Here is a 21532-nt window from a genome sequence, read left to right on the forward strand (position 1 = left end):
GGCGGGCAGGCGGCGGACGTTAAGCGAATGAGGATGATGGCCACAGGGTTTTCAGGCCGGTCAGCAGCCCGCCGCGCCAGCAGAGTGCATCGTGACCGCCTTCCACCGGGTGATAGCTGACCTGATGTCCGGCATCGGTCAGATCGCGCTGAAACTGCTGATTTGCGGCCAGAATCAGCCGCTCGCGCCGACCCGCTTCCAGATAAAAGCGCCGTGGCGGTGCCTGCAGCAGGCCCTGCTGTAACTGCTGCGGCAGCCAGCCGCTGGGATCGTCGCGCCCGGGCCACCAGAAAGAGCCGGAAAGGCTGACGGCACCGGCAAAGGTGTCGGGCCAGGTCAGCGTGGCGTAAGCGGCAGCGAGGCCGCCAAAACTCTGGCCGATCACCAGCGTGCGGTCGCTGTCGATACGGCAGGGCGTCTGGTGCGCAACCTGTGGCAGCAGCTCATGCTGAACGGCCAGCCAGAAGTCAGGGTTGCAGGTCAGCTCGCGCGTGCGGTGTTCACGATCGATGATGTCGATCATGACATAGACCGCCGGGGGCAGTTCGCCTGCCGCGGTGAGCTGCTGAAGCGGACCGGCAACCGGCATGCTGTGCGCCCAGAACTGTCCATCCAGCAGCAGTGCCAGCGGACGCGCGCCAGCATCGGCCTCGCCGGTTACACAGATCCAGATCTGACGCTGGTTGCCCAGCCGTTTGCTGCGCCACAGAAAGTGTTGCAGGGGTACTGCGGCGGCGCGGCCTTCATCGACCGCCCGCCAGACCTGCTGGTCAGGCGCATGAGGCAGGTGCAGCGGCGAGTGTGACATACCGCGCCCGCCCGCCCAGCCACGCAGCGGATTGAGCGGGTCGTTTTGCGCCTGCGGAAATTTCTGCTTCCACCACTGCCGTAACGCCTGCGCATTGCTCTGGCCGGTAAACGGCTCAGCCTGCGTATCCGGGATCAGAAAGTAGCTGCCACGCCAGTCAGCGGGCAGGGTGGTTTGCCACCACCAGACATCGGTGTGGGGCAATGGAGAGAGTGAAACAGGGGCGACGGCATGATGATGATCGGTCACGCCGGTAATGTTGATCCAGACGCGGCGGGTATCCGATCTCTGTGTGTCGCCCTGCGGATCGCGCCAGAAAAAGGTGACCTGACAGGTGCCCGCGTCACCCGGTTCAATCAGCGGAATCCCCCGCTGCTGCTGCTGTTGCCACCAGCGTTCACTGCCGGTTTCTTCGTTTAACCAGGTCATACGCGCCATCGTTCGAACAGACGAAATCTGTGCCATAAATGATATAAATAATAGTATTGATAATTATTTGCATTTGCAATAGGGTGTTTCCGCTCGTCAGAGCGTGTGTGCATTTTCTCTGCCGCACCGGCTTTCAGCGGGGTGTCTCGCGGTGCTGAAATCAGCCGGGCAGGAAGGGGATCAGGGACATTACCTTTTTACCGGCGCGCTGGCAGTGGCATTCCTGCTGGTCGTCCAGGAACAGAAAAATGAAAAAGTTATCGCGGCTTTCACTGGCCATTATGATTGAACTGGGTTTCACCGCCTCTCTCATCTCTGCCGGTGCCGTGGCGGCCAGCAGCGATCCGGCGCTTAACAACACCGCGTCAGACAGCCTTAACGACAGCACCATGATGGTGACCGCCGCCGAGCAGACGCTGCAGGCGCCGGGTGTCTCGACCATTACCGCCGACGAAATCAAAAAGCACCCGCCGGCGCGCGATGTCGCCGAAATCATCCGCACCATGCCGGGCGTCAATCTGACCGGTAACTCCACCAGCGGTCAGCGCGGCAACAATCGTCAGATCGATATCCGCGGCATGGGCCCGGAAAATACCCTGATCCTGATTGATGGTCTGCCGGTGACCAGCCGTAATGCCGTCCGGCTGGGCTGGCGTGGCGAGCGTGACACGCGCGGCGACAGCAACTGGGTGCCGCCAGAGATCATCGATCACATCGAGGTGATCCGCGGCCCGGCAGCGGCCCGTTACGGTAACGGGGCGGCGGGCGGCGTGGTCAACATCATTACCCGAAAAGAGATGGATCATCAGTGGCACGGCTCGTGGAGCGCCTACTACAACGTGCCGGAGCATAAGGATGAGGGGGCCTCCCGACGCACTAACTTCAGCCTTGAGGGGCCACTGGGGGATGATGTCAGCTTCCGCCTCTATGGCGGGCTGGCAAAAACGCAGGCAGATGCGTATGACATCAATGAAGGGCACGCCGCCGCCCGTACCGGAAGCTATGCCGGATCGTATCCGGCGGGCCGGGAAGGCGCGGTCAACAAAGACATTCATGGTTTGCTGCGCTGGGCTTTTGCGCCGATGCAGGCGCTGGAAGTGGGAGCCGGTTTCAGCCGTCAGGGCAACCTCTACGCCGGGGATACGCAGAACACCAACACCAGTGATCTGGTGAAAAGTAAATATGGTGATGAGACTAACCGGCTCTATCGGCAGAATGTCTCTGTCAGGTGGACCGGTGCCTGGGACAATGGCGTCAGTACCAATACGTATGCGCAGTATGAGAATACCCGTAACTCCCGGCTGAACGAGGGGCTGGCGGGCGGGACGGAGGGCATCTTCTCCGACAGCCATTTCAACACCATCCAGCTGGATGATCTGCTGCTGCACAGTGAGATCAGCGTGCCGTTTGAGTGGCTGGTGAATCAGACGGCGACCTTTGGCACCGAGTGGAATCAGCAGCGGATGAAAGATCCGTCGTCAACCACGCAGGCTGCCAGTTACGGTTCCATTCCGGGGATCGCCACCACCGGCCGCTCTCCCTATTCTCAGGCGGAGATTTTCTCGCTGTTTGCCGAAGACAACATTGAGCTGACTGACAGCACCATGCTGACGCCGGGAGTGCGTTTTGATCATCACTCGATCGTGGGCGATAACTGGAGTCCGTCGCTCAACCTGTCTCAGGGGCTGGGTGATGAGCTGACCCTGAAAATGGGTATCGCCCGTGCTTATAAAGCGCCGAGCCTCTATCAGACCAACCCCAACTATCTGCTCTACAGCAACGGCCAGGGCTGCGCCGCCAGTACCGGAGCCTGCTACCTGATGGGGAATGATGATCTGAAAGCAGAAAACAGCATCAACAAGGAGATTGGGCTGGAGTGGAAGCGTGACGGCTATCAGGCCGGACTGACCTGGTTCCGTAACGACTACCGCAACAAGATCGACGCGGGCAGGGTGCCAACCGGCACCGCCTCTAACGGTAAAACGGACATCTACAAATGGGAAAACGTGCCGAAAGCCCTGGTCGAAGGCGTGGAAGGCACGATCAACGTTCCCTTCTCCGACAGCGTGACGTGGAACAACAACTTCACTTACATGCTGCAGAGTAAGAACAAAGAGACCGGGGACCGTCTGTCAGTGATTCCGGAATATACGCTCAACTCTACGCTGAGCTGGCAGGCGATGGCGGATCTCTCCCTGCAGACCACCCTGACCTGGTATGGCAAGCAGGTCCCGAAGAAGTATGACTATAAAGGTAACGCCGTCACCGGCAGTGCAACCGATCAGGTCAGCCCCTATTCGGTGCTCGGCATGAGTGGCACCTATGACATTAACGCCTCTGTCAGCGTCACCGCAGGCGTCGATAACCTGTTCGACAAGCGTCATTTTCGTGAGGGCAATGCACAGACCACGGGTAATACGCGAACCGGCGCTTACCTCTATGGGGCAGGGGCCAATACCTTCAATGAGTCGGGCCGCACCTGGTACATGAGTGTGAACACCCGCTTCTGATTGATGCAGTGATAACCGGGTCGGGAGAAGGCTGACCGCCGTGACTGAACGGGGGAGAGGCTGTCGCAACGCCGTCCGGAGAAGACGATTAAAACGCAGCAGGTCGATGACCCGCTGCGTTTTTTGTTACGCGCGGATCAGTTGTTCTGATTGATATCGCGGTAGAGCCGGCTCTCAAAACGCACCAGCGGAATACGGCGGGTACGCTGATCTTCCGGCGGAACCGCATAGCCGGAGAGGAACTGGACAAAGGCAACCCGCGCACCGCTGGAGGTGGTGATAAAGCCCGCCAGGTTATAGACCCCCTGCAGGGAACCGGTTTTCGCCGAGACTTTGCCATCCAGTCCCGCTTCATGCAGCCCGCCGCGATACTGCAGCGTGCCGTCATAACCCGCCAGCGGCAGCATCGAAATGTAATCCAGCGTATTGTCATTCTTCGCAATGAATTGCAAAACCTGCATCATGGTCTGCGGCGAGATCAGGTCATGGCGTGACAGACCGGAACCATCCACCTGAATGCTGTTGCCCATATCGATGTTGGCTTTGGCTTTCAGGATGCGGCGCACGGCATCCTGACCGGCGCGGAACGTGCCAGGCACATTGAAGTAGTGGTGGCCGATGGTGCGGAACACCGTATCAGCAATCATGTTGTCTGACTTCTTCAGCATGGTGTGCAGCAGGGTATGCAGCGGCGCAGACTGGGTGGAGGCGAGCACGGTGCCCGGCTCGGTGACCTGTGTCTGACGAACAAGATGGCCACTGTAGTCTATCTCTGACGCGCGCAGTTCCGCCTTGAGGATCTCGCCCGCCCAGGCCGCGCCATCCTGCACGGCAAAGGCCAGCGGCAGCGGCTCTGCACGCTGACGCATACAGCCGGTCAGGGTATAACGGTTCAGTTCACCCGGAACCACATCCAGTTCGCAATATTGCCCTTCGCCGCTGTTGCGGCCCAGGGTGCGAACCTGACTGTACATGTGTGCCGGATAGTAGGAGGCGATGCGGACAAACGCGTTTTCTCCCGGCGAACTGGCGCTGTAGAGCGACACCGAGAAGCAGTTCTTATCCACAATGGCGGCCCCTGGCGGGGCGCTGAAGCACTGGGTCATATCGTTCCACGGCCAGCCCGGAGCCATGTCGTGACTGGCAAACACGGAGGTATCAATCACCAGGTTGCCTTTGATATGGTTAATGCCCTGCTTCTTTATCGCCGCCACCATATTGCGCAGATCCTGGCGGCTTAAGGTGGGATCGCCGGCGAAACGGGCGACTAAATCGCCGTTCAGCGTGCCATCCACGATAGAGCCACGGGTCTCAAAGGTGGTCTGAAAACGGTAATCGCCGCCCAGTTCCAGCAACGCCGCGAGCGCCGTCACCACTTTCATGGTACTGGCGGGCAGGGCCATCTGTTTGCCGTGGTAATCGATGATCGGGGTTGATGCGCCCACTTTCTGCACCATCAGCGCCAGATTGGCGCCGTCTGGCAGGTACTGCATGTATTCATCAACTGGCGCTGCGTGTGCCTGCAGCATAAATGCGCAGCTTAATCCGGTAACAAGTCGTGAAAATCGCATAATCTCGCGGTAACTGGCAGGTGAGGGCGTCAATACTACGTCGCTGGGCGGTGCAAAGTAAACGATGACCCGCAGGGAACTCTGGGGTAAAATACGTATCAAATTGCAAAACTCTTTTCTGGCCTGGAAGCATCTCCGGGTCAGGATTCTTTTATTTGCAAAAAACGGGCTAATGCGCCGCAGAACGCTTTTTTCTGCAGTCACCAGTCAGGATGACACCGTTAAACAGGAAAGATGGCGAGGAGCTTAAATGAATCAGATTCCGATGACGTTGAGAGGCGCTGAAAGATTGCGCGAAGAGCTGAACGAGCTGAAAACCGTGAAGCGCCCGCGCATTATCGCCTCTATCGCTGAAGCACGCGAACATGGCGATTTAAAAGAGAACGCGGAATATCACGCTGCGCGTGAAGAGCAGGGGTTCTGCGAAGGCCGCATTCAGGAGATTGAAGCCAAACTCTCTAATGCGCAGGTTATCGACGTAACGCAGATGCCTAAAACCGGACGCGTGATCTTTGGCGCAACGGTAACCGTACTGAATATCGAAACCGACGAAGAGGCGACTTATCGCATCGTCGGCGATGACGAAGCGGACTTTAAGCAAAATCTGATTTCTGTCAATTCGCCAATGGCGCGTGGCCTGGTGGGTAAAGAGGCGGATGATGTCGCCATCATTAAAACCCCAGGCGGCGACGTTGAGTATGAGATCCTGAAGGTGGAATACCTTTAAAGTGTTGCTACGCTTTGAAAAGCGTTAAAGCACAATGTAAAGAAAGGAAAAAGGCCGCAATGCGGCCTTTTATCTGAGGTGGGAGCATGGCACTTTCTTTGCCCACTTAGCGTGGCAGAGAAATTTTGCTCTCCTTAGAGGGGCGATACAGCACCAGCGTTTTGCCGATCACCTGTACGTTGCTGGCACCGGTCTCACGCACGATAGCGTCAACGATCAGCTGTTTCGTTTCACGATCTTCCGAGGCGATTTTCACCTTGATCAGTTCGTGATGCGACAGAGCCTGCTCGATTTCGGCCAGCACGCCTTCAGTCAGGCCATTGCCACCCAGCATAACGACCGGCTTGAGCGGATGGGCGAGGCCCTTGAGGTGCTGTTTTTGTTTGGTACTTAGATTCATCGTAGTTTTTTACTTACTCAGGGATTGAAAACGGTTCATTCTACCGCCATCTCGGGTATATCACCAAATCGGCGCAACCCACTGCGTGCAGGTTTATCGCTACGATGACGATTTAACTGGAAATATTATGACGGGTAAAAAGCGTTCGGCCAGCTCGAGCCGCTGGCTTCAGGAACACTTTAGCGATAAATATGTACTTCAGGCGCAGAAAAAAGGGTTGCGTTCGCGTGCCTGGTTTAAACTTGATGAAATACAACAGGGTGACAAGCTTTTCAAACCCGGTATGACCGTGGTAGATCTGGGTGCTGCACCCGGTGGCTGGTCGCAGTATGTTGTACAGCAAATCGGGAACAAAGGGCGCATCATTGCCTGTGATATCCTGCCAATGGATCCGATAGTCGGTGTCGATTTCCTTCAGGGCGATTTTCGTGAAGAATCGGTGATCAATGCGCTGCTTGAGCGCGTTGGCGAAGAGAAAGTTCAGGTTGTCATGTCCGATATGGCGCCGAATATGAGTGGTACACCTGCCGTAGATATTCCCCGGTCGATGTATTTGGTCGAGCTGGCGCTGGAGATGTGTCGGGATATCCTGGCACCCGGCGGAAGTTTTGTAGTGAAAGTGTTTCAGGGAGATGGCTTCGATGAATACCTGCGGGAAATTCGCTCCCTGTTTACGAAAGTGAAAATTCGTAAGCCGGACGCTTCACGGTCACGTTCACGTGAAGTGTACATTGTGGCGACTGGGCGCAAACTATAACCAAATTGCTGGAGTTGTCCGCAGCTGAGCTGCGATTCCATGTATGCAGGATCTATAGTACCCTACGCTATCTGTTAACACCGTTGTAATATGAGGTTAATCCCTTGAGTGACATGGCGAAAAACCTGATTCTCTGGTTAGTCATCGCGGTCGTGCTGATGTCAGTATTCCAGAGCTTTGGGCCCAGCGAGTCGAATGGCCGTCGGGTTGATTATTCAACCTTCCTGTCGGAAGTGAACCAGGATCAGGTCCGCGAGGCACGTATTAACGGGCGTGAAATTAACGTTATTAAAAAAGACAGCAATAAATACACCACCTACATTCCTGTCAACGATCCTAAGTTGCTCGATAACCTCTTGACCAAAAACGTCAAAGTGGTTGGCGAACCGCCGGAAGAGCCGAGCCTGCTGGCTTCCATCTTCATTTCGTGGTTCCCGATGCTGCTGCTGATCGGTGTGTGGATCTTCTTTATGCGTCAGATGCAGGGCGGCGGCGGTAAGGGCGCGATGTCCTTCGGCAAAAGCAAAGCCCGCATGCTGACGGAAGACCAGATTAAAACCACTTTTGCTGACGTAGCCGGTTGTGACGAAGCGAAAGAAGAAGTGGGTGAGCTGGTTGAGTACCTGCGTGAGCCGAGCCGTTTCCAGAAGCTGGGCGGTAAAATTCCTAAAGGTGTGCTGATGGTGGGGCCACCGGGAACCGGTAAAACCCTGCTGGCAAAAGCGATTGCCGGTGAAGCGAAGGTGCCATTCTTTACTATCTCCGGTTCTGACTTTGTGGAAATGTTTGTCGGTGTCGGTGCATCCCGTGTGCGCGACATGTTCGAACAGGCCAAGAAAGCCGCGCCCTGCATCATCTTTATCGATGAGATCGACGCCGTCGGTCGTCAGCGTGGTGCCGGTTTAGGCGGGGGTCATGATGAACGTGAACAGACGCTGAACCAGATGCTGGTGGAGATGGATGGTTTCGAAGGTAACGAAGGTATTATCGTTATCGCCGCGACGAACCGTCCTGACGTACTGGACCCGGCGCTGCTGCGTCCAGGTCGTTTTGACCGCCAGGTTGTGGTGGGTCTGCCTGATGTCCGTGGTCGTGAGCAGATTCTGAAAGTGCATATGCGTCGTGTGCCGCTGGCAACCGACATCGATGCCGCCATCATTGCACGTGGTACGCCTGGCTTCTCCGGTGCTGACCTTGCTAACCTGGTCAACGAAGCCGCACTGTTTGCAGCCCGTTCCAACAAGCGTGTGGTGTCGATGGTTGAGTTCGAAAAAGCCAAAGACAAGATCATGATGGGTGCGGAACGTCGCTCTATGGTCATGACCGAATCGCAGAAAGAGTCGACGGCGTATCACGAAGCGGGCCACGCGATCATCGGTCGCCTGGTACCAGAGCACGATCCGGTGCACAAAGTGACGATTATCCCACGTGGCCGTGCGCTGGGTGTGACCTTCTTCCTGCCTGAAGGCGACGCGATCAGCGCCAGCCGTCAGAAACTGGAAAGCCAGATCTCGACCCTTTACGGCGGTCGTCTGGCAGAAGAGATCATCTACGGCGCAGAACATGTTTCTACCGGTGCGTCGAACGACATTAAAGTCGCGACCAACCTGGCACGCAACATGGTCACGCAGTGGGGCTTCTCGGACAAACTGGGTCCGCTGCTCTATGCAGAAGAAGAGGGTGAAGTGTTCCTTGGCCGTTCTGTTGCCAAAGCGAAACACATGTCTGATGAAACGGCCCGTATCATCGACCAGGAAGTGAAGCACCTGATCGACAGCAACTACCAGCGTGCCCGTCGCATCCTGGGTGAGAACATGGACATCCTTCACGCAATGAAAGACGCGCTGATGAAGTATGAAACCATCGACGCACCGCAGATCGATGACCTGATGGCGCGCCGCGAAGTGCGTCCGCCAGCGGGCTGGGAAGATCCCGGCAGCAACTCAGACAGCAACGGTACGCCGAAGGCGCCGCGTCCGGTCGATGAACCGCGTACGCCAAACCCAGGCAACACCATGTCAGAGCAGTACAATAAATAAGACGTTATCTCGTCAGACAAAACCCCGGCTGGTCCGGGGTTTTTTACATCCGGATAGTGACCCGTAAGGAGTTTCCGCCATGAAGTTGTTCGCCCGTGATTCCCATCTCGATTTATCTTTTCCTCATGTGATGGGCATTCTGAATGTCACGCCGGACTCTTTTTCTGACGGGGGTAAACATAACGCGCTGGTCGATGCACTGACCCATACCAATGAGATGGTCAACGCAGGAGCCACCATCATTGATGTCGGCGGGGAATCCACCCGTCCGGGCGCGGATGAGGTGAGTGTGGAAGAGGAGCTGGAGCGTGTCATTCCCGTCATTGATGCCATTGCCCAGCGGTTCGAAGTCTGGATTTCCGTGGACACCTCTAAAGCAGAGGTTATCCGCGAAGCCGCGCGAGTGGGTGCTCACATCATCAATGACGTGCGTTCGCTCTCTGAACCCGGCGCGCTGGAGGCGGCTGCGGCGACCGATCTGCCCGTCTGTCTGATGCATATGCAGGGCGAACCCCGCACCATGCAGCAGGCTCCCGCTTACGACAATATTTTAAGCGAAGTGGACACTTACTTCGCTCAGCAGATTGCGCGCTGTGAAGCGGCGGGTATCAAAAAAGAACGGCTGATACTCGACCCGGGCTTCGGTTTCGGTAAGAATCTCAGCCACAATTATGAACTGCTGGCCCATCTGGGCGATTTTCACCACTTCGGCCTGCCGCTGCTGGTGGGAATGTCCCGTAAATCAATGATTGGCCAGCTGTTAAATGTCGGCCCGTCACAGCGTTTAACCGGCAGCCTGAGTTGCGCGGTGATTGCAGCCATGCAGGGCGCGCAGATTATTCGCGTGCATGATGTGAAAGAGACGGCTGAAGCAATGCGCGTGGTCGAAGCGACCCGAAGAGCAAAAGGATAAACATGAGTAATCGCAAATATTTCGGTACAGATGGCATTCGCGGCAAAGTCGGTGAAGCCCCTATTACCCCCGATTTCGTCCTGAAGCTGGGCTGGGCCGCCGGGAAAGTGCTGGCGCGCCACGGTTCAAAGAAGATCATCATCGGAAAAGATACGCGTATCTCAGGCTACATGCTGGAGTCAGCGCTGGAAGCGGGGCTCGCCGCGGCGGGCCTGACGGCGGCCTTTACCGGCCCAATGCCGACCCCGGCCATTGCCTACCTGACCCGCACCTTCCGCGCTGAGGCGGGCATTGTAATCTCTGCCTCGCACAACCCGTTTGATGACAACGGCATTAAGTTCTTCTCTTCCGAAGGGACAAAGCTGCCGGATGATGTCGAGGAAGCGATTGAGCTGGAGATGGAGAAGCCGATTACCTGCGTGGAGTCTGCGCAGTTAGGCCGTGCCAGCCGCATCGTCGATGCCGCGGGACGTTACATCGAATTCTGTAAGGGCACTTTCCCCAGCGAACTCAACCTGAATGGCCTGAAAATTGTGGTCGACTGTGCCAACGGAGCCACCTACCACATCGCGCCGAACGTGCTGCGTGAGCTGGGGGCGACCGTGATTGCCATCGGTGTTCAGCCGGATGGCATGAACATCAACAAAGAGTGTGGGGCGACCGATCTCAAACTGCTGCAGCAGCGTGTTCTGGCCGAGAAGGCGGATATCGGCCTGGCCTATGATGGCGACGGCGATCGCATCATGATGATTGACCATCTGGGTGACAAAGTCGACGGTGACCAGATCCTCTATATCATCGCGCGTGAAGCCCTGCGTCAGGGTCAGTTGCGCGGTGGCGTGGTAGGCACCCTGATGAGTAATATGGGCCTGGAGCTGGCGCTGAAGCAGCTCGGCATCCCGTTTACCCGCGCCAAAGTGGGCGACCGCTATGTGCTGGAGAAGATGCAGGAGAAGGGCTGGCGTCTCGGCGCGGAGAACTCCGGTCACGTTATCCTGCTGGATAAAACCACCACCGGCGACGGTATCGTTGCAAGTTTGCAAGTACTTACTGCGATGGTGCGTAACCACATGAGCCTGCACGACCTCTGCAGCGGCATGAAGATGCTGCCACAGGTGCTGGTTAACGTCCGCTTTGCCGGTGAGCACGATCCGCTGCAAAGCGAGGCGGTCAAAGCCGCAACGGCAGAGGCGGAAAAAGCCCTGGCGGGGCGCGGACGCGTGTTACTGCGTAAGTCAGGCACTGAGCCGTTGATTCGGGTGATGGTTGAGGGCGAGGATGAGGCGAAGGTAACAGAGCTGGCTAATCTGATCGCCGACCAGGTCAAGGCGGTTTAAAACGCCTGCAGGCAGTTCGCAGCAGGCGGAACTGCCTGTAAAATCACCGGGATGGCGCTTTTTTCTGCAATCAGTTTAGGTGGTGAAAATTGCACTTGCAGAGCTATGCGCCTTTGGTTAGTATTCACACCCGCTTCTGATGGGTGATGACGAGACTCCCCATCAATACTGGCTGAAGCTTTAACTGTACGATTATCGTGCAAGGAACAGGTTGAATATGTACGAAGCTCTTTTAGTTGTTTTCCTTATTGTAGCGATCGCCCTCGTAGGTATGATCATGCTGCAGCAAGGCAAAGGCGCTGATATGGGAGCCTCATTCGGTGCAGGCGCATCCGGTACGGTGTTTGGTTCTTCGGGTTCAGGTAACTTCCTGACGCGCACAACTGGCATCTTAGCGGCTCTGTTCTTCATCATCAGCCTGATTCTGGGTAATCTGAACAGCAATAAAGCCTCGAAAGGAAGCGAGTGGGAAAATCTTTCTGCGCCGGCGCAGTCTTCTCAACAGACTGAAAAGCCAGCTCAACCGGTTACACCGGGCAGCGATATTCCTAAGTAAGGTCGTCAACACAACGCATCGTTGTGGTCAGTGTAGTGCCGTGGTGGTGGAATTGGTAGACACGCTACCTTGAGGTGGTAGTGCCCGATTGGGCTTACGGGTTCAAGTCCCGTCCTCGGTACCAAATCGTAGTATCACTTGCATTTTATGCAGGTCTGGCGTAATATTCGCCACGTTTTCGGACGCGGGGTGGAGCAGCCTGGTAGCTCGTCGGGCTCATAACCCGAAGGTCGTCGGTTCAAATCCGGCCCCCGCAACCACTTTCCCTTTGAGTTATTTTTCAAATATACTGTGTGCATCGACGGACGCATTCACGGCTGATTTTTGAAAGAAAATTCTTTGGATGGAGTCCGGGCCGCATTGCGGCAGACAGGGTCCAGTGACTAAAAGCCCCGAATATTCGGGGTTTTTTGTTATTAGCGAATCGTAATACTGGGCTATAGGCCCTTTTTTTATGTCTTGGGGGTGGGCTTGTCCACATTAGAGCAAAAATTGACAGAGTTGGTATCGGCTCCGGTAGAAGCGCTGGGTTACGAACTGGTTGGCATTGAATTCGTTCGTAGTCGCACATCTATTCTGCGCATCTATATTGATAGTGAAGATGGCATCAATGTCGATGATTGCGCCGATGTCAGCCACCAGGTAAGCGCCGTAATGGATGTAGAAGATCCCATTACCGTTCCTTACAACCTTGAAGTCTCTTCACCGGGACTCGATCGTCCTCTGTTTACCGCAGAACACTACACCCGCTTTATGGGTGAGGAAGTGACTCTGGTGCTGCGTATGGCCGTTCAGAACCGCCGTAAATGGCAGGGAATCATCAAGTCAGTTGATGGCGAGATGATCACGGTGCATGTTGAGGGTAACGATGTAGTGTTCGCGCTGAGTAATATTCAGAAAGCGAACCTGGTCCCCCACTTTTAAAAGTCCGGATTGAGGCTAACCAGGATGAACAAAGAGATCTTAGCTGTTGTAGAAGCCGTTTCTAACGAAAAAGCCCTGCCGCGTGAGAAAATCTTCGAAGCGCTGGAGAGCGCGCTGGCGACTGCGACCAAGAAAAAGTACGAGCAGGAAATTGAGGTACGCGTCAGCATTGATCGCCGTAGTGGCGACTTCGATACTTTCCGCCGCTGGGAAATCGTAGAAGAGGTGACTCAGCCGACGCGCGAGATCACGCTGGATGCGGCCCGCTTCGAAGATGAAGCATTCAATCTGGGCGATTATGTCGAAGATCAGATTGAATCGGTCACCTTTGACCGTATCACCACCCAGACCGCTAAGCAGGTTATCGTGCAGAAAGTGCGCGAAGCTGAGCGCGCAATGGTGGTTGATCAGTTCCGTGAGCAGGAAGGCGAAATTATCACGGGCGTGGTGAAGAAAGTTAACCGCGACAACATCTCCCTCGACTTAGGTAACAATGCTGAAGCGGTCATTCTGCGCGAAGACATGCTGCCGCGTGAAAACTTCCGTCCAGGCGACCGTATCCGTGGCGTGCTCTACTCCGTTCGCCCGGAAGCGCGTGGCGCGCAGCTGTTCGTAACGCGTTCCAAACCGGAAATGCTGATCGAACTGTTCCGCATTGAGGTGCCAGAAATTGGCGAAGAACTGATTGAAATTAAAGCCGCTGCCCGCGATCCGGGTTCGCGTGCGAAAATTGCAGTCAAAACCAACGACAAACGTATCGATCCGGTGGGTGCCTGTGTGGGCATGCGCGGCGCGCGTGTTCAGGCTGTTTCCAGCGAACTGGGCGGCGAGCGTATCGATATCGTGCTCTGGGACGATAACCCGGCGCAGTTTGTTATCAACGCCATGGCCCCGGCCGATGTGGCGTCAATCGTGGTTGATGAAGATAACCACACCATGGATATCGCCGTCGAAGCTGGCAATCTGGCTCAGGCGATCGGCCGTAACGGCCAAAACGTGCGTCTGGCATCACAGCTGAGTGGCTGGGAGCTGAACGTGATGACCGTCGATGATCTGCAGGCTAAGCATCAGGCTGAAGCACATGCAGCGATCGATATGTTCACGAAACATCTCGACATCGACGAAGAGTTCGCCACCGTACTGGTGGAAGAGGGCTTCTCCTCGCTGGAAGAGCTGGCCTATGTGCCTATCAACGAGCTGCTGGAAGTCGACGGCCTCGACGAAGAGACCATTGAAGCCCTGCGTGAACGAGCAAAAAATGCGTTAACCACCCTGGCACTGGCGAAAGAAGAGAGCCTTGGTAATCAGGATCCTGCTGAGGACCTGCTGAACCTTGAAGGTCTCGATCGTGCGCTGGCGTTCCGCCTGGCGTCGAAAGGCGTTTGCACGCTGGAAGATCTCGCTGAGCAAGGTGTTGACGATCTGACGGATATTGAAGGCCTGTCTGATGAACAAGCCGGCGCGCTGATTATGGCCGCACGTAATATCTGCTGGTTCGGCGATGACGCGTAATAACAGGAAGGAACAGCATGACAGATGTAACCGTAAAATCGCTGGCCGCAGAAATTCAGACTCCGGTCGATCGCCTGGTACAGCAATTTGCTGATGCGGGGATCCCTAAGTCTGAAAATGACGCCGTGACCCAGCAAGAGAAAGAAACCTTACTATCTCATCTGAACCGTGAACACGGTCAGGTCGGTTCAGCTAAGCTGACGCTGCAGCGTAAAACGCGCAGCACCTTGAATATTCCAGGCACCGGGGGTAAAAGTAAATCGGTGCAAATTGAAGTCCGCAAAAAGCGTACCTATGTGAAGGGTGATGCAGAGGCTGAGCAAGCTCAGGCAGAAGCTGAAGCCGAGGCGCAGCGTGAAGCGGAAGAGCAGGCGCAACGCGAGGCTGAAGAGAAAGCCCGTCGCGAAGCTGAACAGAAAGCGCAACGTGAAGCCGAAGATAAAGCCAGGCGCGAAGCCGCTGAGAAGGCCAAACGTGCAGCAGCGGAAAATGACAAAGTGACAAATCAACCTACCGACGAAGTGACCAGGGCTGCGCAGTCTGACAAAGCCCGTCGCGAAGCTGAAGCAGCTGAACTGAAGCGTAAAGCGGAAGAAGAAGCTCGCCGTAAGCTCGAAGAGGCGGCCCGCCTCGTAGCCGAAGAAGCCCGCCGTCTGGCTGAAGAGAAATCAGCCGAGTGGGAAAAGCCGGAAGAAGAGGATAAAGGCGACTATCACGTCACCACTTCAACCCATGCCCGTCAGGCGGAAGATGAAAACGACCGTCAGGTAGAAGCTGGCCGTGCGCGTGCGCGTACCACGGCGAAAGCAACGCGTCCGGCGAAAAAAGGCAACAAACATTCCGAAGCGAAAACTGACCGCGAAGAAGCGCGTGCACAGGTTCGCGGCGGTAAAGGTGGCAAACATCGTAAACCAAGCGCACTGCAGCAGGGTTTCAACAAACCCGCTCAGGCCGTGAACCGCGATGTTGTGATTGGCGAAACCATCACCGTAGCCGAACTGGCGAACAAAATGGCGGTGAAAGGTTCTCTGGTCATTAAAGCGATGATGAAGATGGGCGCGATGGCGACCATTAACCAGGTCATCGACCAGGAAACCGCACAGCTCGTCGCAGAAGAGATGGGCCACAAAGTGACCCTGCGTCGTGAAAACGAGCTGGAAGAGGCGGTAATGGACGATCGTGACACCGATGCCGCGCAGGAAGCTCGCGCGCCGGTAGTTACCATCATGGGTCACGTTGACCACGGTAAAACCTCACTGCTGGACTATATCCGCTCGACCAAAATCGCCTCTGGCGAAGCGGGCGGCATTACTCAGCACATCGGTGCTTACCACGTTGAAACCGACAACGGTATGATCACCTTCCTGGACACCCCGGGCCACGCCGCGTTTACCGCGATGCGTGCACGTGGTGCGCAGGCGACCGATATCGTTATCCTGGTCGTTGCCGCAGACGATGGCGTGATGCCTCAGACCATCGAAGCTATTCAGCATGCCAAAGCGGCCAAAGTGCCGGTTGTGGTTGCGGTGAACAAGTGCGATAAGCCAGAAGCGGATCCGGATCGCGTTAAAAACGAACTGACCCAGTACGGAATTATTCCGGAAGAGTGGGGCGGCGAAAACATGTTCGTTAATGTCTCTGCGAAAGCGGGTACCGGCATTGATGACCTGCTTAACGCTATCCTGCTGCAGGCGGAAGTCCTGGAGCTGACGGCTATCCGTGCCGGTATGGCGAGCGGCGTGGTTATCGAATCGTTCCTCGACAAAGGTCGTGGTCCGGTTGCAACCGTGCTGGTTCGTGAAGGTACGCTGAACAAAGGCGACATCGTCCTGTGTGGCTTCGAATATGGCCGTGTTCGTGCAATGCGCGATGAACTGGGTCGTGAAGTCATGGAAGCGGGTCCGTCTATCCCGGTTGAGATTCTGGGCCTCTCCGGCGTGCCGGCTGCGGGTGATGAAGCGACCGTGGTACGTGACGAGAAGAAAGCACGTGAAGTGGCGCTCTATCGTCAGGGCAAATTCCGCGAAGTTAAACTGGCTCGCCAGCAGAAATCTAAGCTTGAGAACATGTTTGCCAACATGACCGAAGGCGAAGTGTCTGAACTGAACATCGTACTGAAAGCGGACGTTCAGGGTTCTGTGGAAGCGATCTCCGACTCCCTGCAGAAACTCTCTACCGACGAAGTGAAGGTGAAGATTGTTGGTTCAGGCGTGGGCGGGATCACCGAGACCGATGCGACCCTGGCGGCTGCTTCTAACGCCATCATCCTGGGCTTCAACGTGCGTGCCGATGCCTCTGCGCGTCGCGTCATTGACGCAGAAAGCCTGGATCTGCGCTACTACTCCGTCATCTATAACCTGATTGACGAAGTAAAAGCGGCGATGAGCGGCATGCTGGCTCCAGAGTACAAACAGCAGATCATCGGTCTGGCTGCGGTCCGCGACGTGTTCAAATCACCGAAGTTTGGCGCGATTGCCGGTTGTATGGTGACGGAAGGTAACATCAAGCGTCACAACCCAATCCGTGTCCTGCGTGATAACGTGGTGATTTACGAAGGCGAGCTGGAATCCCTGCGTCGCTTTAAAGATGACGTCAACGAAGTGCGTAACGGCATGGAGTGCGGTATCGGCGTGAAGAACTACAACGACGTTCGCGTTGGCGATATGATCGAAGTGTTTGAAATCATCGAAATTAAACGCACCATCGAGTAATCGACTGCTGATGTGTTGCAATTTGGGAGGCCTCTGGCCTCCCGAATTATTTGGGAGAAATAATGATGGCGAAAGAATTTGGTCGCCCGCAGCGCGTATCACAAGAGCTGCAAAAAGAGATTGCGATGATCCTGCAGCGTGAGATCAAAGATCCGCGTCTGGGCATGATGGTCACCGTATCAGGCGTTGAAGTGTCACGCGATCTCGCCTACGCAAAAGTGTTCGTCACTTTCCTGAATGACCAGGATGAGGACGCGGTAAAACAGGGTCTGAAAGCGCTGAAAGAAGCGTCAGGCTACATCCGCATTCTGCTGGGTAAAGCGATGCGTCTGCGTATCGTGCCGGAGCTGACGTTCTTCTACGACAACTCCCTGGTTGAAGGGATGCGCATGTCCAATCTCGTCACAAGCGTCGTGAAAAACGATGCCGAGCGCCGTGGCTCTGACGCCACCGGCGATGACGAGGAGGCGTAATGAGTCGTCCGCGTCGTCGCGGCCGCGACGTCCATGGCGTGTTGCTGCTGGATAAGCCGCAAGGCGTCTCGTCGAACGATGTCCTGCAGAAGGTGAAGCGTATCTTTAACGCTAACCGCGCAGGCCATACCGGCGCGCTTGACCCGCTGGCAACCGGCATGCTGCCGATCTGCCTGGGTGAAGCGACCAAGTTTTCACAGTATCTGCTGGATTCCGACAAGCGCTACCGCGTGATTGCGCGGCTGGGTGAGCGGACCGACACGTCAGATGCCGATGGCAACCTCGTTCAGACACGTCCGGTCACCTTCAGTCAGGCCGACCTCGACAGCGCGCTGGAGAGCTTCCGCGGTGAGACCCTGCAGGTGCCTTCAATGTTTTCGGCGCTGAAGCATCAGGGACGTCCCCTGTATGAATATGCGCGTCAGGGCATTGAGATTGCGCGTGAACCGCGTCCAATCACGGTCTACGAACTGCAGTTTATTCGCTGGCAGGATAACGAGCTGGAGCTGGAAATTCACTGCTCGAAAGGCACCTATATCCGCAGCATCATCGACGATCTCGGTGAGAAGCTGGGATGCGGAGCGCATGTCATCATGCTGCGTCGCGTTCAGGTTGCCCGTTATCCGTATGAAAGGATGGTGACGCTGGAACAGCTCAACACCCTGCTGGCGGAAGCGACAGAAGCCGGCCTTCCTCTGGAAACGCAGCTCGATCCGCTACTGTTGCCAATGGACAGTCCTGCGTCCGATTTCCCGGAAGTAAACATCCCGCCTGCCGTGGCTGCGTTTTTCCGCCAGGGTCAGCCGGTTCAGGCCAGTCAGGCGCCCGCGCAGGGGCTGGTCAGGGTGTCCGAAGGTGAGGCGCGTAAGTTCATCGGGATGGCTGAAATTGCCGACGATGGCCGTCTGGCACCCCGTCGCTTAGTCGTGGAGTATCAGGATTAAGTCGTGCCTTCACTTTTCGCTGATGGGGCATTTGCGTTGCTATCGGGCGCAGAGTAGAATAGCGCGGCTTTAAAAGCGGGATGCTGAATTAGAGATCGGCACCCATACATTCATTTTATACCGGAGTTTATTATGTCTCTAAGCGTAGAAGCTAAAGCAGAGATCGTTGCTAAATATGGCCGTGGTGCTAACGACAGCGGTTCAACTGAAGTTCAGGTTGCCCTGCTGACCGCGCAGATCACCCATCTGCAGGGTCACTTCTCTGAGCACAAAAAAGACCACCACAGCCGTCGCGGTCTGCTGCGCATGGTATCTCAGCGTCGTAAGCTGCTGGACTACCTGAAGCGTAAAGACGTTGCGCGCTACAGCAGCCTGATCGAAAGCCTCGGTCTGCGTCGCTAAGTCTGAAAAATCGGGTCGTCAGGGCGTCATGCAGCGATTAACGCGGCGTGCAGCAGACGATCAGATTTGTGCGAGTTTCATGAAAAGGGGGCCTTTATGGCCCCTTTTTTTGAGCAATCGGCAGCAATCCGGGCCAAACTGATGTATTGTTGCTTAGTGTGATCTTTAGTTTGCAGAATTTCGCGCGGCTAATGAGAGGCTTTACCGCAGGGGCGGTCGAGGGTTGTCATTAGTCGCGAGGATGCAGCTGGAGATTGGTAATCAATGGCGGGCTACAGATAGCCTTGCCCCGAAGTTAAGGACTTTGATTTTGCTGAATCCGATCGTACGCAAATTCCAATATGGTCAACATACCGTCACGCTGGAAACCGGCATGATGGCGCGCCAGGCGACTGCTGCTGTTATGGTGAGCATGGACGATACCGCGGTGTTCGTCACTGTCGTCGGCCAGAAAAAAACCAAACCCGGTCAGGACTTCTTCCCACTGACCGTGAACTATCAGGAGCGTACCTACGCTGCTGGTCGTATCCCAGGCAGCTTCTTCCGTCGTGAAGGCCGCCCAAGCGAAGGCGAAACGCTGATTGCGCGTCTGATTGACCGCCCGATTCGTCCGCTGTTCCCGGAAGGTTTCGTTAACGAAGTTCAGGTCATTGCGACAGTGGTTTCTGTAAACCCACAGGTTCATCCTGATATCGTTGCGATGATCGGTGCTTCTGCCGCGCTGTCACTCTCGGGTCTGCCGTTCAATGGCCCAATCGGTTCTGCGCGTGTTGGTTACATCAACGATCAATACGTTCTGAACCCGACAGCGGATGAGCTGAAACAGTCTCGTCTGGACCTGGTGGTTGCCGGTACGCAGAATGCCGTTCTGATGGTGGAATCTGAAGCTGAGATCCTGTCAGAAGAGCAGATGCTGGGCGCCGTGGTCTTTGGCCACGATCAGCAGCAGGTGGTTATTGAAAACATCAACGCGCTGGTTGCTGAAGCGGGCAAACCACGCTGGGACTGGCAGCCAGAAGCCGCCAACACCCCACTGATTTCACGCGTTGCTGCACTGGCAGAAGCGCGCATCAGCGATGCTTACCGCATCACCGACAAGCAGGAGCGTTACACGCAGGTTGGCGTCATCAAAGACGAAACCATTGCTGCGCTGCTGGCTGAAGATGAGACGCTGGATAGCGCTGAAATCAGCGACATCGTCCATAGCCTTGAAAAGAACGTTGTTCGTACCCGTATCCTGAACGGCGAGCCGCGTATCGATGGCCGCGAAAAGGATATGATCCGTGGTCTGGACGTGCGTACTGGCGTGCTGCCACGTACTCACGGTTCATCCCTGTTCACCCGTGGTGAGACGCAGGCGCTGGTAACAGCAACGCTGGGTACCACCCGCGATGCGCAGAACCTGGATGAGCTGATGGGCGAGCGCACTGACAGCTTCCTGTTCCACTACAACTTCCCTCCGTACTCTGTCGGTGAAACCGGCATGGTCGGTTCGCCGAAGCGTCGTGAAATTGGTCACGGTCGTCTGGCGAAACGCGGTGTGTTAGCAGTTATGCCGAAAGCGGAAGATTTCCCTTACACCGTGCGTGTGGTGTCTGAAATCACCGAATCTAACGGCTCCTCTTCAATGGCCTCTGTCTGCGGTGCCTCACTGGCGCTGATGGATGCGGGTGTGCCAATCAAAGCCGCTGTTGCAGGTATTGCAATGGGTCTGGTGAAAGAAGATGAGAAGTTTGTTGTTCTGTCTGACATCCTGGGCGACGAAGATCACCTGGGCGACATGGACTTCAAAGTAGCCGGTAGCCGTGAAGGTATCACCGCGCTGCAGATGGACATCAAAATCGAAGGCATCACGCGTGAAATCATGCAGGAAGCGCTGAACCAGGCTAAGGGTGCGCGTCTGCACATCCTGGGCGTTATGGAACAGGCTATCAGCACGCCACGTACTGAGATTTCTGAATTCGCACCGCGCATTTACACCATCAAGATCAGCTCTGACAAGATCAAAGATGTGATTGGTAAAGGCGGCTCAGTGATCCGTGCACTGACCGAAGAGACCGGCACAACGATCGAAATCGAAGATGACGGCACCGTGAAAATCGCTGCGACCGATGGTCTGAAAGCGAAAGAAGCGATCCGTCGTATCGAAGAGATTACCGCAGAGATCGAAGTGGGCCGCATTTACAGTGGTAAAGTGACCCGTATCGTTGACTTTGGTGCCTTCGTCGCCATCGGCGGTGGTAAAGAAGGTCTGGTTCACATTTCGCAAATCGCCGATAAGCGCGTTGAGAAAGTGACTGACTATCTGCAGATGGGTCAGGAAGTGCCGGTGAAGGTGATGGAAGTTGATCGCCAGGGCCGCGTACGTCTGAGCATCAAAGAAGCGACAGAATCTAAGCCGCAGGCTGAAGAAGCTGCAGCGGTGACCACACCTGCCGCTGAATAAGTCGTTGCTGATTTGCCCCTCTTTGCCTGGCAGAGAGGGGCGTTTGTGTCATCGCGAGGGCGGGAATCCTTGT

At 55.8% G+C, this 21532-nt stretch carries 17 protein-coding genes and 2 tRNA genes; 16 read left to right on the top strand and 3 right to left on the bottom strand.

Going from position 1 to position 21532, the window contains the following annotated elements:
* Nucleotides 1–19: 19 nt before the first annotated feature.
* Complete coding sequence (gene fes, locus AC1V0D_RS11710; RefSeq protein WP_482907451.1) at nt 20–1246, bottom strand: enterochelin esterase; 1227 nt, start codon at nt 1244–1246, stop codon at nt 20–22.
* A gap of 239 nt (nt 1247–1485) precedes the next feature.
* On the opposite strand from fes, the gene AC1V0D_RS11715 reads away from it, so the two are divergent.
* The gene (locus AC1V0D_RS11715) at nt 1486–3747 is read left to right on the top strand and encodes a TonB-dependent siderophore receptor (protein WP_482907452.1); all 2262 of its coding nucleotides are present in this window, start codon (nt 1486–1488) and stop codon (nt 3745–3747) included.
* Nucleotides 3748–3884: 137 nt separating this feature from the next.
* Here the strand turns inward: AC1V0D_RS11715 and dacB are convergent, their stop codons facing one another.
* Nucleotides 3885–5318, bottom strand: a complete 1434-nt coding sequence (gene dacB, locus AC1V0D_RS11720; RefSeq protein WP_009092423.1) for a serine-type D-Ala-D-Ala carboxypeptidase — start codon at nt 5316–5318, stop codon at nt 3885–3887.
* Between the two features lie 250 nt (nt 5319–5568).
* Between dacB and greA the strand changes: the two genes are divergently transcribed.
* Entirely contained in the window at nt 5569–6045 is a 477-nt protein-coding gene (gene greA / locus AC1V0D_RS11725) for a transcription elongation factor GreA (protein ID WP_009092422.1), read from the top strand.
* Nucleotides 6046–6151: 106 nt separating this feature from the next.
* Here greA and yhbY read toward each other — a convergent pair whose 3' ends face one another.
* Nucleotides 6152–6445, bottom strand: coding sequence for a ribosome assembly RNA-binding protein YhbY (gene yhbY, locus AC1V0D_RS11730; protein WP_009092420.1), 294 nt, complete (start codon nt 6443–6445; stop codon nt 6152–6154).
* Nucleotides 6446–6572: 127 nt separating this feature from the next.
* Between yhbY and rlmE the strand changes: the two genes are divergently transcribed.
* The 14 genes from rlmE (at nt 6573) to pnp (ending at nt 21459) form a co-directional block, all read left to right on the top strand.
* Nucleotides 6573–7202: a 23S rRNA (uridine(2552)-2'-O)-methyltransferase RlmE gene (rlmE, locus tag AC1V0D_RS11735; protein WP_009092419.1), complete on the top strand. Its 630-nt coding sequence runs from the start codon at nt 6573–6575 to the stop codon at nt 7200–7202.
* A 113-nt stretch (nt 7203–7315) separates the two neighbouring features.
* On the top strand, nt 7316–9241 hold the full coding sequence (ftsH, locus tag AC1V0D_RS11740; RefSeq protein ID WP_009092418.1) for an ATP-dependent zinc metalloprotease FtsH: 1926 nt from the start codon (nt 7316–7318) through the stop codon (nt 9239–9241).
* Between the two features lie 79 nt (nt 9242–9320).
* Nucleotides 9321–10154, top strand: a complete 834-nt coding sequence (gene folP / locus AC1V0D_RS11745) for a dihydropteroate synthase (protein WP_009092417.1) — start codon at nt 9321–9323, stop codon at nt 10152–10154.
* A gap of 2 nt (nt 10155–10156) precedes the next feature.
* Complete coding sequence (glmM, locus tag AC1V0D_RS11750; protein WP_009092414.1) at nt 10157–11491, top strand: phosphoglucosamine mutase; 1335 nt, start codon at nt 10157–10159, stop codon at nt 11489–11491.
* A 217-nt stretch (nt 11492–11708) separates the two neighbouring features.
* The gene (gene secG / locus AC1V0D_RS11755) at nt 11709–12047 is read left to right on the top strand and encodes a preprotein translocase subunit SecG (protein WP_337021530.1); all 339 of its coding nucleotides are present in this window, start codon (nt 11709–11711) and stop codon (nt 12045–12047) included.
* A 37-nt stretch (nt 12048–12084) separates the two neighbouring features.
* Nucleotides 12085–12171 (top strand) — tRNA-Leu (locus tag AC1V0D_RS11760).
* Between the two features lie 59 nt (nt 12172–12230).
* Nucleotides 12231–12307 (top strand) — tRNA-Met (locus AC1V0D_RS11765).
* Between the two features lie 211 nt (nt 12308–12518).
* The gene (gene rimP, locus AC1V0D_RS11770) at nt 12519–12971 is read left to right on the top strand and encodes a ribosome maturation factor RimP (protein WP_009092411.1); all 453 of its coding nucleotides are present in this window, start codon (nt 12519–12521) and stop codon (nt 12969–12971) included.
* A gap of 24 nt (nt 12972–12995) precedes the next feature.
* Nucleotides 12996–14483, top strand: a complete 1488-nt coding sequence (gene nusA / locus AC1V0D_RS11775; protein ID WP_009092410.1) for a transcription termination factor NusA — start codon at nt 12996–12998, stop codon at nt 14481–14483.
* Between the two features lie 17 nt (nt 14484–14500).
* Entirely contained in the window at nt 14501–17194 is a 2694-nt protein-coding gene (infB, locus tag AC1V0D_RS11780; protein WP_009092409.1) for a translation initiation factor IF-2, read from the top strand.
* 65 nt (nt 17195–17259) lie between these two features.
* Nucleotides 17260–17667 carry a 30S ribosome-binding factor RbfA gene (gene rbfA / locus AC1V0D_RS11785; RefSeq protein WP_009092407.1) on the top strand — a complete coding sequence of 136 codons (408 nt, stop codon included), beginning with the start codon at nt 17260–17262 and terminating at the stop codon, nt 17665–17667.
* On the top strand, nt 17667–18611 hold the full coding sequence (truB, locus tag AC1V0D_RS11790) for a tRNA pseudouridine(55) synthase TruB (RefSeq protein ID WP_167428883.1): 945 nt from the start codon (nt 17667–17669) through the stop codon (nt 18609–18611). Before rbfA ends, truB begins: the two co-directional genes overlap by 1 nt.
* A 132-nt stretch (nt 18612–18743) precedes the next feature.
* Nucleotides 18744–19013: a 30S ribosomal protein S15 gene (gene rpsO / locus AC1V0D_RS11795; protein WP_003851063.1), complete on the top strand. Its 270-nt coding sequence runs from the start codon at nt 18744–18746 to the stop codon at nt 19011–19013.
* Nucleotides 19014–19323: 310 nt separating this feature from the next.
* On the top strand, nt 19324–21459 hold the full coding sequence (pnp, locus tag AC1V0D_RS11800) for a polyribonucleotide nucleotidyltransferase (protein WP_058957631.1): 2136 nt from the start codon (nt 19324–19326) through the stop codon (nt 21457–21459).
* Nucleotides 21460–21532: the final 73 nt, after the last annotated feature.

It is taken from the genome of Pantoea sp. PA1, from assembly GCF_056856975.1.

Coding starts and splice junctions, on each gene's coding strand:
- yhbY (WP_009092420.1), bottom strand. CDS start 6,445: ATGAATCTAAGTACCAAACAAAAACAGCACCTCAAGGGCCTCGCCCAT.
- nusA (WP_009092410.1), top strand. CDS start 12,996: ATGAACAAAGAGATCTTAGCTGTTGTAGAAGCCGTTTCTAACGAAAAA.
- folP (WP_009092417.1), top strand. CDS start 9,321: ATGAAGTTGTTCGCCCGTGATTCCCATCTCGATTTATCTTTTCCTCAT.
- fes (WP_482907451.1), bottom strand. CDS start 1,246: ATGGCGCGTATGACCTGGTTAAACGAAGAAACCGGCAGTGAACGCTGG.
- glmM (WP_009092414.1), top strand. CDS start 10,157: ATGAGTAATCGCAAATATTTCGGTACAGATGGCATTCGCGGCAAAGTC.
- ftsH (WP_009092418.1), top strand. CDS start 7,316: ATGGCGAAAAACCTGATTCTCTGGTTAGTCATCGCGGTCGTGCTGATG.
- greA (WP_009092422.1), top strand. CDS start 5,569: ATGAATCAGATTCCGATGACGTTGAGAGGCGCTGAAAGATTGCGCGAA.
- rbfA (WP_009092407.1), top strand. CDS start 17,260: ATGGCGAAAGAATTTGGTCGCCCGCAGCGCGTATCACAAGAGCTGCAA.
- truB (WP_167428883.1), top strand. CDS start 17,667: ATGAGTCGTCCGCGTCGTCGCGGCCGCGACGTCCATGGCGTGTTGCTG.
- AC1V0D_RS11715 (WP_482907452.1), top strand. CDS start 1,486: ATGAAAAAGTTATCGCGGCTTTCACTGGCCATTATGATTGAACTGGGT.
- infB (WP_009092409.1), top strand. CDS start 14,501: ATGACAGATGTAACCGTAAAATCGCTGGCCGCAGAAATTCAGACTCCG.
- rlmE (WP_009092419.1), top strand. CDS start 6,573: ATGACGGGTAAAAAGCGTTCGGCCAGCTCGAGCCGCTGGCTTCAGGAA.
- dacB (WP_009092423.1), bottom strand. CDS start 5,318: ATGCGATTTTCACGACTTGTTACCGGATTAAGCTGCGCATTTATGCTG.
- rpsO (WP_003851063.1), top strand. CDS start 18,744: ATGTCTCTAAGCGTAGAAGCTAAAGCAGAGATCGTTGCTAAATATGGC.
- secG (WP_337021530.1), top strand. CDS start 11,709: ATGTACGAAGCTCTTTTAGTTGTTTTCCTTATTGTAGCGATCGCCCTC.